The following is a 12246-nucleotide window of genomic DNA, read 5'->3' on the forward strand; positions in this document are numbered from 1 at the left end:
CCGTTGCCCTGCTGCTGACGCTCCGGTCAGGCCTTCTTGGTCAGGCAGAGCAGGTAGCCCGTCTTGCCCGGCTCGATGCTGTAGAAGACGTACCCCTCCTCGCCCTCCTTGAGGTACTCGTCACACGCGGTGCCGGCCTTGGCCTGCGCCTCGGTCTGCCCATCAACGCGACCGACCACGTTGTACGCCGCGTCGGTGGAGGTGCACTCGACGACCTTGGCGCCGTCGACCTCCTCCTCCTCGGTGCCGGTGACCTCGGGCAGCTCGGCGATGCAGTCGCCGGCCTTGGCGTCGGCGGTCTCGTCCTTGTTCAGGAAGTTGCCGATGGCGCTGGCGACGCCGAACTTCAGGCCGGCGATGACGACGAACACGAGGATCGCGCCGATGATGCCGAGGGCCTTCTTTGCACCGGGCTTCTTCGCCTCCGGCTCGACCGGCGACGGCGTCTCGACGGCCGGCTGGGGCGGCGCGACGTCGGACGCGGGGGGCGGTGCAACCTGCTCTGACACGGGGGTTCCTTCCGAGGGGTTGATGAGCAGACGACACCGTAACGATCATTGATTTCCGGCGTCGTCCCGCTCGCCTCGTCCGTTCAGCTATTTCCCAGCTTCGTATGCATGATCCAATTCACATCGTCGTTCAGCCCGTCGCGGTGGGGATCGGTGTGCCGGTCGGCGTCGCGGTCGGACCCACCGTCGGCCCACCGGTGGCCGTCCCGGTCGGCTCGGGCGTCACGGTCGGGGCCGTCGTCGGCGGCGCGGGCGGGACCGTCGGCGCCGGCGCGCCCGGAGCCCGGGGGCCGAAGGGTGCCTGGTCCGGGCAGTACGGGTACGCCCGCAGCAGCGGCTTGCCATAGACGTCGGCGGGGTCCGCGCAGTCCGGGTAGCCGAGCCGGATCGGGTCACCGTTCTGGTCGAAGAGCCGGGCGTTCTCCACGAGCCGGCCCTCGCGGTCGTAGACGAAGACATCCCGGACCCGGCTGTACTGGCTGTCGACCGAGGTCTGGTCGTAGTAGTAGTCGCTGTAGCCGAGCCGGTCCTCGGCGTTCGCCAGCGTGGCGATTGCGAAGAACACGAGCACCAGGCTGCCGGCGTGCAGTGCCCAACGCGGCCAGCGGGTCAACCGCTCGGAGCGGCGGCCGAGCCAGATCGAGGCGAGCACGAGACCGACCAGCATGATCAGGCCGCCGAGCAGCTCTCCACCGAACCGGGGCAGCAGCCCGAAGCCACCACCAGTGGTGATCATGGTGATCAGCATCGCCGCCAGGTAGCCGCGCAGCACCCACCAGCCGGGACGCAGCAACCGGAGGAAGTCGCTGGCCGTCTCGTACCCCAGCGGTGGGCCGAGCCGGGAGTCGATCGAGCGCAGTCGCCTGCGGGCCCGGACCACCGCGGTGGCGACCCGCTGGTCGAGGTTGCGCCCGCCGCCCGGTGCGCCGGCCGCGGCGCGCAGCTCGGCGGCGTACGTCTCGGGCTCCCCAAGCCGCTCGACGAGGGTGCCGCCGGCCTCGGCGGCCACCTCGGCGAGGTGATCGGCCAGATCCTCGGTCAGCTCGTCGCGCTGGGTGGGCGGCAGGTCGGCCAGCGCCGCTCGGACCCGCGCGACATAGTCCGTGATTTCCTGCCCCGTGACGGTCATGCCGCCATCCCCCGATCGTCGAGCAGACTGTCCATGGTGGTGGCGAACGAGCGCCAGAGCTTGCCGGAGCGGGTCAACTGGTCGCGCCCGGCCGCGTTGAGTGCGTAGTACTTGCGGTGCGGCCCGGATTCGCTCGGCACGACGTAGGTGGTGAGCAGGCCGGCGCCGAAGAGGCGGCGCAGCGTGCCGTAGACCGAGGCGTCGCCGACCTCCTCCAGCCCGGCCTCGCGGAGCCGGCGCAGGATGTCGTAGCCGTAGCCGTCCTCCTCTCGGAGCACGGCCAGGACGGCCAGATCGAGCACGCCCTTCAGTAACTGTGTGGTGTCCACGCACTGCACACTACTGTGCAATGCGAAATAGCGTCAACGATTCAGCCTCGTTCGCCCCATCAGCATTCGTTCTCTCCCCGATGCGCGAACTCCTCGAGGGAGAGAACTTCCTGCACCTCCTCGCCGCGGACGATGGCGGTGACCAGGACCGATCCGGACGCCAGTTCGGTCAGTTCGCCGAGGCGGAAGCTCACCCGGTGCGTAGTGAAGCTGCTGTCGTCAGCGACTCCGTACATGTCGAAGGCACCGTCCGGGTCAGCAATCGACTCCGGTGGGAAGCCATCCAGGGGCACGGTGGTGGGCGAAGTCGCGGCACGTGGCACGGTGAAGTTCCGCCCCGGCCACTTCGGCCACGGCGTCGCCCGACCCGACGGGGTCGCCCGACCCGACGGTTTTGGCGACGTCGACTCCCTGACGGAGAAGAGCACCACGACGTCGGGCGGCCGGTCCGAACACCAGGCCAGCGCCGCGAGCGGGCGGCCAGCGGCGTCAACGGTCAGGCCGGTGATGCCCTTCCTCTCCGGCGAGCAGGAGGTCAAACCGCCGAGTACGAATGCCGCCACGGCCAGCACAGCAGCCGCCCGGCGCGTCGTCCGCGCTTGAAGGCCCATCCTCCGACGGTCACAGCTCAGCGTCGACTCAGGGCCTCAGCGTCGTCACAGTTCGACGACGATCAGTGTGATGTCTTCACTGAAGACTCCAGGCGATGCCGTCGAGGATGTCGTGCTCCGAGGCGACCACCGACGGCATGCCGGCCCGCTCCATGATCACGCGGAGCACCAGCGCACCCGCGCCGATCACGTCGGCCCGGCCCGGATGCATCACCGGGATCGCCAGCCGCTGCTCGCGGGTTCGACCCAGCAGGTCGGCCGTCACCTCGGCCACCGCTTCGTAGGAGACCCGGGCGTGGTGGATCAGCTCCGGGTCGTACTCCCGCAGACCCTGGGCCACGGCGACCACGGTCGTGACCGACCCGGCGAGACCGACCAGCGTGGCCGCCTCCCGGCCGGGCACCGCCGCGAGCGCCCGGTCCACCGCCGCCACGATGTCGGCCTGCGCGGCGGCGACCTGCTCCGGCGTCGGCGGATCGCCCGGCAGATGCCGCTCGGTCATCCGGACACACCCGATGTCCACCGAGATCGCGGCCCGCACCCCGCCGGCCCGGTCACCGACCACGAACTCGGTGGAGCCGCCGCCGATGTCCACGACCAGGAACGGCTCCTTCGCGTCCGCGGGAAGCCCCCGCACCGCGCCGGTGAAGGACAGCCGCGCCTCCTCGTCACCGCTGACCACCTCGGGCGCGACCCCGAGGGTGCGCCGCACCATCTCGGTGAAGTCGTCGGCGTTGGCCGCGTCCCGGGAGGCCGAGGTGGCGCACATCCGCACCCGCTCCGCACCCAGCTTCTCGATGTCGGCGGCGTACGACGCCAGTGCCACCCTGGTCCGCTCGATCGCCTCCGGCGCCAACCGGCCGGTCCGGTCCACGCCCTGCCCCAGCCGGACGATCTCCATCCGTCGGGTCAGGTCGGTCAGCGGCGCCTGCGGCCCGGCCGATGGGTCGGGCAATCCGGCGACCAGCAGTCGGATCGAGTTGGTCCCGCAGTCGATGGCCGCCACACGCGTCGTCACGGCAGCAACCCTACGGCAGGCCAGGCGGTCGCCCGGCGGGTTGTCCGGCCGAAGGCCACACCGCGGAGAGGTCCGACACCGACGACTCCGAGCCGGCGACCAGCAGGTGCGCGCCGAGCGGTGTCAGGTGGTGCCGGACGGCCCCGCCGTCCCGCTCGCTGGCGATCAACCCGGCCGACCTCAGCGCGCTGGCGTGCTCCGACGTCGAGCTGAGACTGATCCCGACGGCCCGGGCCAGCACCGTCGTGGTCAGCCCGCCGTCGTCCGCGAGCCGGCGGAGCACCAGCGCCCGAGTGGTGCCGAGCAGCCGCCCGAGGGAGTCGACCCCCGCGGAAGCGGCCCGGCGCGGCATCGGCACCGGGTAGACGAGCAGGATCGGCCGACCCGGCTCGACCAGCACCCGGGGGCGGGGACCAGCCAACGGGGAGGGCAACAGGATGAGCCCGTGCCCGGTGCCGGTCAGCTCCCCGTGCCACCAGGTCCGCACCTCCAGCACCGGCTCCCGCCACCGGATCGCCGGGTGCAGACCGTCGAAGAGGCTGGCCAGGCCGTGCCGCGCCAACCGCTGGCTGGCGCAGATCACCTGCTGGCGGTGCGCCGCCAGCAGATCGGGCCAGTGCGGTGCCAGGACGGCCTCGAACCAGGTGCGCACGGCCCCGCCGAACAGGTCCAGCGTCTCCGGGTCGGCCGTCGCGAACCGTCGCCGCAGCGGGCTGGCGGCCACATCGGCGTACGCGGCGGCGACCTCGGCCCGGACCCGGCGCGCCGGAGTGGCCCGGATCGCCTCGAGACCGGCCGTCACCGACTCCAGGCCGTCGAAGGGTGTGACGAAATCCGGCAGGCTCCCCCGACCGGGCAGGAGGTGCCGCAGGGTCGCGGTGGCGGCCTGGGCGACGCCGGAGGCCTCGACAGCCCCTGCCTGCTCGGCCAGGGACGGCGCCATCACCGCGACCGTGGGATCACGCAGCCACTGACCGGCCAGCAGCGCGGTCCCGACCGGGTGCAGCCGGTCGGCGAGCCGCACCCGGCACAGATCCGCCGGCCCGAGCTGGAGGCGAAGCATGGGGACAGCCTGCCTGCCTTCGGCCAGGACCGAAAGGGTTGATCCGCACGCCGGCCGCCTCCAGTGTGGACGTCGGGATCGACGGGGGGTGGGCCGGCGTGCGTCGGACGATGGCAGTGTTGACGGGGCTCTGCCTCATCGTGGCCGTCGCGGCCTGCGAGCGGGGGCAGCCCTCGTCGACCCCGCCAGCCGCACCCTCCGCGTCACGCCCAGCGCCGGGCGATCACCGGCTCACCCTGAAGCACAACGGGCTGGACCGCGCCTACCTGCTGCACGCACCAGACGGGTACGACCCGAGCCGGTCGCCCGCACTGGTCATCGCGCTGCACTTCTATCCCGGAACCGGCCCCTCCATCCGGGAGCTGACCGGCCTGGACGCCAAGGCCGACAAGGACAACGTCCTGGTCGCCTACCCCGACGGGCAGGGTGGCGGCTTCAACGCGCTGGTCTGCTGCGGCAAGGCGGACGACGTCGGCTTCCTCAACGCCCTCACCGACCACCTGGTGCAGACCTGGCGGGTGGACCCGACCCGGGTCTTCCTCACCCGGCATCTCGAACGGCGCCGACATGAGTTTCCGGACGGCGGTGGAGGGTGCGGGCCGGTTCGCCGCGATCGGGGTGGTCAGCGGCGGGTACAGCGGTCCCCTGACCACGGCCGACGACTACGTACCGAAGAGACCGGTTTCGGTGATCACCTTCATCGGCGCGCAGGACCGGTACGAATCGGTCTTCCAGGCGGGCATGCGGACCTGGCAGCAGCGACTCCGGTGCAAGCCCAGCCCGAAGGCGTCCGGAGTGCCGGGGGTGACCCGGACCGTGGCCGGCTGCGCGGACGGCAGCGAGGTCAGCGTCTACACGATCGCCAGCATGGGCCACAGCTGGCCGGGAGCGACAACCGGTCAGCTCGCCGCACCCACCGCGGGTCTGTCGGCCACCGACCTGATGTGGGGGTTCTTCGCCGCGCACCCCCGCAAGGCCACCCCCTAGAGCCGCAGCAGCATCCGGGTGTTGCCCAGCGTGTTCGGCTTCACCCGCTCCAGGTCCAGGAACTCCGCGACACCCTCGTCGTACGAGCGCAGCAGCTGCTCATAGACCGGCTGCGGCACCGGCGCGCCGTCGATCGCCTGGAACCCGAACGAGGCGAAGAACCGGGTCTCGAAGGTGAGCACGAAGATCCGGGCCACGCCCAGCTCCCGAGCCGCGTCGATCAGCTCACCGACCAGCCGGTGCCCGATCCGCTGGCCCCGGCAGGACGGATCCACCGCGACGGTGCGGATCTCGGCCAGGTCCTCCCACATCACGTGCAGCGCGCCGCAGCCCACCACGGCGCCGTCCTCGGCGCGGACCGCCACCCGGAACTCCTGCACGTCCTCGTAGAGGGTGACGGTGGCCTTGCTCAGCAACCGCCGGTCGTCGGTGTACGTGTCGACCAGCCGCCGGATGCCACGAACATCCCCGGTGCGGGCCCGCCGCACCAGAATCTGGCTCTCGGCAACCGGTGCCGACGACCCGGCGTCCGCACTCATTCGCCCGCCGGCACGTCCACGCACGGGCCGGCCGTCCACCAGGGTTCGACCAGCGCCAGCGTCTCGTCACCGAACGGGTTCACCCCGGGGCCGGCACCCAACGCGTGCCCCAGGTGCACGTGCAGGCACTTCACCCGGCCCGGCATGCCGCCGGCCGAGATGCCGGCGATCTCAGGCACCTCGCCGATCGCCTCGCGACGGGCGAGGTAGTCCTCGTGCGCCGCCCGGTAGTGGGCGGCCAGCTCGGGATCCGTCGTCAGCCGGTCGGCCATCTCCTTCATCAGCCCGCCCGATTCCAGCCGGCTGCACGCCGCCGTGGCCCGCGGGCACGTCAGGTAGTACAACGTCGGGAACGGCGTGCCGTCGGCGAGGCGGGGCGTCGTCTCCACCACGTCCGGCAGACCACACGGGCAGCGGTGCGCCACCGCCCGGGTCCCACGGGGCGGGCGGCCGAGCTGCGCGCCCACCGCGGCCAGGTCGGCCTCGGTGGCCGGCTCGCGGTGCGGCAGGGGTACGGAATCCGCCGCCGACTCCGGCGGTGGTGCGACAGTCACGGTGCCCATCTCTCCTGGTGCGCTGGTCGGTGGTTCACTTGCCCGGCTGCTGGCTGTCCGCCGCCTGAACGCTCGACCAGAGCGTGTCGTACCAGGTCACCGGACCGGCCGGGGCCGCCGGTCCGGCCGACTTTCCGGCGTCCCGGGCAGCGCCCTCCGGGTCGTGGAGCACCACCATCATCTTCTCGCCCGGCCGGCCCATGAAGAACCGTTCCCGGGCCTGGGTCTTGATGTACTCGTCGTCCTGCCATTTGGCGGCCTCAGCGGCGAGCTTGCCGATCTCTTCTTCCTGCGCCGCCTGGGCGGCCTCCATCCGCTCGATGTCGGCCTGCTGGTCCAGGTAGACCCGGACCGGGTAGGTGTAGGCCAGAGCGAGCGCGATCAGGACCGCGAACAGCACGGTGGCCCGGCCGGTGAAGCGACGGGGGTGGGGTGCGGCGAGCCGTTTGACGGCACCACCGGCGGCGGTACGCCGAGCGGCGGCCGGACGGTTCGCGGAGCGAACCCCCTCGGCCCCCCGGGCCGCGCCCGGCGCCCGACCAGCGGTGCCGCGCGGCTCGGCGCGTACGCCTGCCTCGCGGACCGATCCCCGTGTGGCGCGGCCGCCACCCGGCCGACCGGACTGACCCGGCCGGCGGGCGGGGCGCTGACCACCCGGTGTGCGGCGCTGCTGCATCGTCACACCCCTCCCCCGAGGCTTCCGCGTCTCAGGCCGAACGGTAGCGCGGGAACGCGCCGACGCCGGCGTAGCGCGCCGCGTCGGCCAGCTCCTCCTCGATCCGGAGCAGCTGGTTGTACTTGGCGACCCGGTCCGAGCGGGCCGGCGCGCCGGTCTTGATCTGGCCGCAGCCGGTGGCCACCGCCAGGTCGGCGATGGTGGTGTCCTCGGTCTCGCCCGAACGGTGGCTCATCATGCACTTGAAACCGGCCCGGTGGGCCAGGTCCACCGCGTCCAGGGTCTCGGTCAGCGAACCGATCTGGTTGACCTTGACCAGGACCGCGTTCGCCGACTTCTCCGCGATGCCACGGGCGATGCGCTGCGGGTTGGTGACGAACAGGTCGTCACCGACGATCTGCACCCGGTCGCCGATCGAGGCGGTCAGCGTCTGCCAGCCGCTCCAGTCGTCCTCCGCCAGCGGGTCCTCGATCGACACGATCGGGTACTCGTCGGCCAGCTTCGTGTAGTAGGTGCTCATGTCCTCGGCGGACTTCGCGGCACCCTCGAAGGTGTAGGTGCCGTTGTCGAAGAACTCCGTGGCCGCCACGTCGAGCGCGAACACGATGTCGCTGCCCAGCCGGTAGCCGGCCTTCTCGACCGCCTCGGCGATCAGGTCCAGCGCCGCGGCGTTGGTCGGCAGGTTCGGCGCGAAGCCACCCTCGTCGCCGAGCCCGGTCGACAGGCCCTTCTTCTTCAGCACCGACTTGAGCGCATGGTAGACCTCCGCGCCGGAGCGCAGCGCCTCACGGAAGGTGGGCGCGCCGATCGGCGCGATCATGAATTCCTGGATGTCGACGTTGGAGTCGGCGTGCGCGCCACCGTTGAGGATGTTCATCATCGGCACCGGCAGGAGGTGCGCGTTCGGGCCGCCCAGGTAGCGGAAGAGGCTCAGCTCGGCGCTGCCGGCGGCGGCCTTCGCGACCGCGAGGGAGACGCCGAGGATGGCGTTCGCGCCCAGCTCCGACTTGCTGTCGGTGCCGTCGATGTCGAGCATCTTCTGGTCGATCAGCCGCTGCTCGCTGGCCTCGTACCCGATGATCTGGTCGACGATCTTGTCTTCGACGTTGGAGACCGCCTTCTCCACGCCCTTGCCCTGGTAGCGGTCGGCGTCACCGTCGCGCAGCTCGATCGCCTCGAAGGCGCCGGTGGAGGCGCCGGAGGGCACGGCGGCGCGGGCCACCGTGCCGTCGTCCAGGCCGACCTCGACCTCGACCGTCGGGTTGCCCCGCGAGTCGAGAATCTCCCGGGCGACGATTCCCTCGATGGTTGCCACTGAGTCGCTCCTCGTTGTTGTGATCCGGTCCGTGGGTGGGCCGCGACGGTGCGGCTGAGGCAGGTGTTGAACGCAGCGTATCGGGCCACGGGAACGGGCACGGCGTCGCCCGCGTACCCGAGTCGCCCCACGGTGACGGACATTCCCGGATTTCCGGGCCTCAACCGGCAACGGGTTTGCGCTGCGCGGACCCCATCCACCAGGCTGGTCGCCATGCCCGCCGCCTCGACCACCCTCCGCATGCTCGCCGTGTCGGTCATCGCGTCGCTCACGGTCACCGGCTGTCAGACATTCGAGGACGCCGGACGCGCCATGGGCCGCTCCGATCTGGTCAACGACCTCGCCGTCCGGCTCGACCGGGCGCTGGAGCTGACCTACTCGGCCGAATACCAGCTCCCCGGCGGAGAGACCGCCGCGATCGTGCAGGCCCAGGATCCGGCCCGCTCCGCGTACAGCTACCCGGGCGGACGACTCACCGTCACCCCGGACGGCGTCACCCGGTGCACGACGACCGACGGCCGTACGGCGTGCACGCTGGTCACGCCACCCACCCCGGGCAGCAGACCCACCGTCGCGCTCTTCGCCGAGGCGAACCAGCAGGGTCTGGTCACCCCGCCGGTGGTGGTCGGGCTGCTGACCGCCGCCGCGCTCGACCCGCAGGCGGTCATCAAGCAGAGCGACACCACCGTCGCCGGGCACCACGCCACCTGCGTCGAGGTGCAGCGGGCGGACGGCGACCTCACGGCCTGCGTGACCACCGACGGCGTGCTCGGCAGCTTCACCGGGGCTGTCGACGGCAAGCCGATGGAGCTGGCGCTGAGCAGCTACTCCGAGACGGTGGCGAAGGACGCGTTCGACCCGCCCGCCAATGCCAGCGTGGTGGACCAGCGGCCGGGCGGGTCGTGACCGATCCGGCCGTCGGGTCCGTGCCAACCGCGCGGCGCACCGGGTTCCAGCCGGGCGCCGACCTCGGCCGCCCGCCCGAGCCCACCGACCTGGCCCTGCCGGTGCTCGGGGCGAAGCTGCTGACCACCGCCGACGGGACGGTGGCCCGGGTCGCCGATCTGCCCGCCGAGACCCCGTGGGTGCCGTTGGGCACCCTCGACGGGGTGCCCGCGTGGGCGACCGACCTGGCCACGGCCGACGGGATCCTCGGCCGGGCGCGTGGCTGGGCGTCGCTCGCCGCCGAGGTGCCCGAGCCGCTCGCCACGCTGGCCGGGCGGGCGTTGGCCGTGGTCACCTGGCGGCGTACCCACCGGTGGTGCGGCGCCTGCCGTGCCGAGCTGACGGACCAGCCCGGCGAGACCGCCCGGCGCTGCCCCGGCTGCGGCCTGTACGTGCCGATGCAGCTCTCCGCCGCGGTGCTGGTCGCGATCACCCGGGCCGGTCCGGCCGGCGGCGCCGACGAGCTGCTGCTGGTCCGGCACGCCACCGGGCCGACCGGGTTGTGGGCACTGGTGGCCGGCTTCGTCGAGGCCGGTGAGACCCTGGAGGCGGCGGTGCACCGGGAGGTCGCCGAGGAGGTCGGGCTCAGCGTCGACCGGCTGGCCTACTTCGGCAGCCAGCCGTGGGCGATCTCCGGCCCCGGGGTGCTGCTCGCCGGCTTCACCGCCCGTGCCGCCGACCCGCACGCCGAGCCGGTCGTCGACGGGCGCGAGCTGACCCAGGCCCGCTGGTTCGGCCTGGACGCGCTGCCGGCGGAGCTGCCGCCCGCGTACTCCATCTCGCGCTGGCTGATCGACGCGACGGTGACCGCCGGACGGCGGTGACCGGCGCGACCGCGACCGACCTGCGAGCCCCGACCGGGGCGGGTCAGACGCCGAGCAGGGAGCGCAGGTGGCGCGGGGGCGGGCAGTCGTGGGCGAGCATCGCGTCGTGCCAGTCACGCACCGACACCCCGTGCGGGCGGTCCCTGGCGATTTCGGCCACCTCGCTGTACCCGACAAAGTAGGTGGAGAGCTGGGTGGACGTGAGCAGCGACCGACGCCACTTGCCGGCCGCCTCGCCCTCCTCCTGGAAGCCGCGCCCGGTCATCAGCGCCATCGCCTCGGCCTCGGGCAGGTCCTCGGCGTGCACCAACTGGTCGAGCAGCGCGTTGATGGTCATCCGCAGCTGCATCTTGAGCTGCTGCAACCGCACCGGCAGGCCGCCGAAGCCGAGCCCGGCCATCAGCTCCTCGGCGTACACGGCCCAGCCCTCGATGAACGGACCCGACTCGGCCAGCGCCCGGACCCGGGTGCCACCGACGTAGCGGCGGGCGTGGGCGAGCTGGAGGAAGTGCCCGGGCATCGCCTCGTGCACCGTCAGGTTGCGGATCATGTGATCGTTGTATTCGCGGTAGAACGACTCGACCCGGTGCGCCGGCCAGTCCGCCGGCGTGGGTGCGATGCAGTAGAACGTCGGCAGCGCCGCGGTCTCCAACGGGCCGGGCGAGTCGCAGTACGCCACCGCGACACCCCGGGCGAACTCCGGCATCTCCTGGATCACGCATCGGTCGTCGACCAGCGTGACCAGATCGTGCGCGCGGACGAAGTCGGTCGCCTCGTCCAGGGTCACCCCGGCCAGCTCGACGATGGTCCGGTCGTCCGGGTGCTCGGCGGCGAGCAGGTCCAGCGCCCGGCGTACCGTCGCGTCGTCGGCCCGGCCGCCGACCAGCTCGACGGACGCCTCGCGGATCTCCGCGGTGACCCGGTCCAGGTTGGCCCAGGCGCGGCGCTGGATCTCGGCGGCGCCCAGCTCGGTGTCGAGGGTGTGCCAGAGCCGGGCCTCCCAATGGCGGCGGCCCAGGCGAGGGTCACGGCCGGGGCCGCCGTCGGCGGCGAGGCCGATGCGCAGCCAGGCGACGAACTCCTCCAGCGCGGCGATCGCCGCGGTGGCCGCCGGCTCCACCCGGTCGAGGCTGCCGGGCGACTGGGCGAGCAGGGGCGGCAGCTCGTCGCGGATCAGCGCGGCCGTGCCGGTGAACTGCCCGACCGCCGTCTCGGCGTGGATCCGCGGCATGTCCCGCAGCGTCGCGCGGGCGGTGGCGAGGGCGTCCGGTACGGCGGCGAGCCGACCGGCCAGGTGGTTCAGCCGCACCTCGGCCGAGGCGTATGGGCGGGCCAGCAGCGGATGCAGCAGCGGGCCGGGGTTGTGGTGCAGCGGGTCCCACTCGTGCGCGCGGATCTCGGTCAGCTCGAACAGCTCCCGGTCCACGAACGAGGTGAGCAGCGCGTGGTCCACCTGCTCCTCGACGTCGAGCGAGTCGGGGTCCAGTTCGGACAGTGCGTTCGCCGCGTCGGAGAGCATCGCCTGATCGCCGGCTATCGCCCCGGCGGACCGATCCGGCAGCCGGTCGTCGAACCGGTGGTCCCCCGCCGCGGTCGCGACCCCCGGCCGCGTCTCCAGCAACGCCTCGACGACCCGCTCCGCCAAAACCCCAAACGCTTCCACCCCCCGACCCTATCGACCGCCCCTCGGCCAGCCGTGTTGATCAAGAGGTTTGCGTCAGGATCCGGCCTGGAGCTGACGCAAACC

14 protein-coding genes are annotated in these 12246 nt (G+C 72.4%); 3 read left to right on the forward strand and 11 right to left on the reverse strand.

The features are described 5' to 3' along the window. Positions 1 to 26: 26 nt before the first annotated feature. The 6 genes from ACWD5O_RS00845 to ACWD5O_RS00870 form a co-directional block, all read right to left on the reverse strand. The gene (locus ACWD5O_RS00845; RefSeq protein ID WP_354962707.1) at positions 27 to 509 is read right to left on the reverse strand and encodes an LppU/SCO3897 family protein; all 483 of its coding nucleotides are present in this window, start codon (positions 507 to 509) and stop codon (positions 27 to 29) included. A 130-nt stretch (positions 510 to 639) separates the two neighbouring features. Further along, positions 640 to 1638 (reverse strand): HAAS signaling domain-containing protein, encoded by a 999-nt coding sequence (locus ACWD5O_RS00850; protein ID WP_450084244.1) that lies wholly within the window; start codon positions 1636 to 1638, stop codon positions 640 to 642. Continuing rightward, a complete protein-coding gene (locus ACWD5O_RS00855; protein WP_354962705.1) occupies positions 1635 to 1967 on the reverse strand; it encodes a PadR family transcriptional regulator in 333 nt (110 codons plus the stop codon). Before ACWD5O_RS00855 ends, ACWD5O_RS00850 begins: the two co-directional genes overlap by 4 nt. Before the next feature lie 59 nt (positions 1968 to 2026). Next, a complete protein-coding gene (locus ACWD5O_RS00860; protein WP_354962704.1) occupies positions 2027 to 2539 on the reverse strand; it encodes a response regulator in 513 nt (170 codons plus the stop codon). A gap of 115 nt (positions 2540 to 2654) precedes the next feature. Continuing rightward, positions 2655 to 3584 (reverse strand): Ppx/GppA phosphatase family protein, encoded by a 930-nt coding sequence (locus ACWD5O_RS00865; RefSeq protein WP_354962944.1) that lies wholly within the window; start codon positions 3582 to 3584, stop codon positions 2655 to 2657. A 22-nt stretch (positions 3585 to 3606) separates the two neighbouring features. Next, positions 3607 to 4659 (reverse strand): ArsR/SmtB family transcription factor, encoded by a 1053-nt coding sequence (locus tag ACWD5O_RS00870; RefSeq protein ID WP_450004296.1) that lies wholly within the window; start codon positions 4657 to 4659, stop codon positions 3607 to 3609. 567 nt (positions 4660 to 5226) lie between these two features. On the opposite strand from ACWD5O_RS00870, the gene ACWD5O_RS00875 reads away from it, so the two are divergent. Next, positions 5227 to 5646 carry an alpha/beta hydrolase family esterase gene (locus tag ACWD5O_RS00875; protein ID WP_450084245.1) on the forward strand — a complete coding sequence of 140 codons (420 nt, stop codon included), beginning with the start codon at positions 5227 to 5229 and terminating at the stop codon, positions 5644 to 5646. Here the strand turns inward: ACWD5O_RS00875 and ACWD5O_RS00880 are convergent. Genes ACWD5O_RS00880 through eno form a run of 4 tightly spaced genes read right to left on the reverse strand, consistent with a single transcriptional unit; the run spans position 5643 to position 8730 of the window. After that, positions 5643 to 6185: an amino-acid N-acetyltransferase gene (locus ACWD5O_RS00880; protein ID WP_354962701.1), complete on the reverse strand. Its 543-nt coding sequence runs from the start codon at positions 6183 to 6185 to the stop codon at positions 5643 to 5645. The two genes, ACWD5O_RS00875 and ACWD5O_RS00880, sit on opposite strands and share 4 nt — an antisense overlap. Continuing rightward, the gene (locus ACWD5O_RS00885) at positions 6182 to 6739 is read right to left on the reverse strand and encodes a DUF501 domain-containing protein (protein ID WP_354962700.1); all 558 of its coding nucleotides are present in this window, start codon (positions 6737 to 6739) and stop codon (positions 6182 to 6184) included. The genes ACWD5O_RS00880 and ACWD5O_RS00885 overlap by 4 nt, the downstream gene beginning before the upstream one ends. 34 nt (positions 6740 to 6773) lie before the next feature. Further along, a complete protein-coding gene (locus ACWD5O_RS00890) occupies positions 6774 to 7415 on the reverse strand; it encodes an FtsB family cell division protein (protein ID WP_354962943.1) in 642 nt (213 codons plus the stop codon). 31 nt (positions 7416 to 7446) lie between these two features. Next, on the reverse strand, positions 7447 to 8730 hold the full coding sequence (eno, locus tag ACWD5O_RS00895; protein WP_354962699.1) for a phosphopyruvate hydratase: 1284 nt from the start codon (positions 8728 to 8730) through the stop codon (positions 7447 to 7449). 213 nt (positions 8731 to 8943) lie between these two features. Here eno and ACWD5O_RS00900 point away from each other — a divergent pair, with 213 nt between their 5' ends. Both ACWD5O_RS00900 and nudC read left to right on the forward strand, forming a co-directional pair. After that, on the forward strand, positions 8944 to 9636 hold the full coding sequence (locus ACWD5O_RS00900) for a hypothetical protein (protein WP_450004294.1): 693 nt from the start codon (positions 8944 to 8946) through the stop codon (positions 9634 to 9636). 20 nt (positions 9637 to 9656) lie between these two features. Next, complete coding sequence (gene nudC / locus ACWD5O_RS00905) at positions 9657 to 10499, forward strand: NAD(+) diphosphatase (RefSeq protein WP_450004293.1); 843 nt, start codon at positions 9657 to 9659, stop codon at positions 10497 to 10499. A 43-nt stretch (positions 10500 to 10542) separates the two neighbouring features. On the opposite strand, the gene ACWD5O_RS00910 is transcribed toward nudC, so the two are convergent. After that, positions 10543 to 12162 (reverse strand): DUF885 domain-containing protein, encoded by a 1620-nt coding sequence (locus ACWD5O_RS00910; protein ID WP_450004292.1) that lies wholly within the window; start codon positions 12160 to 12162, stop codon positions 10543 to 10545. Between the last annotated feature and the right edge of the window lie 84 nt (positions 12163 to 12246).

This window comes from Micromonospora sp. NPDC005161 (assembly GCF_053599855.1).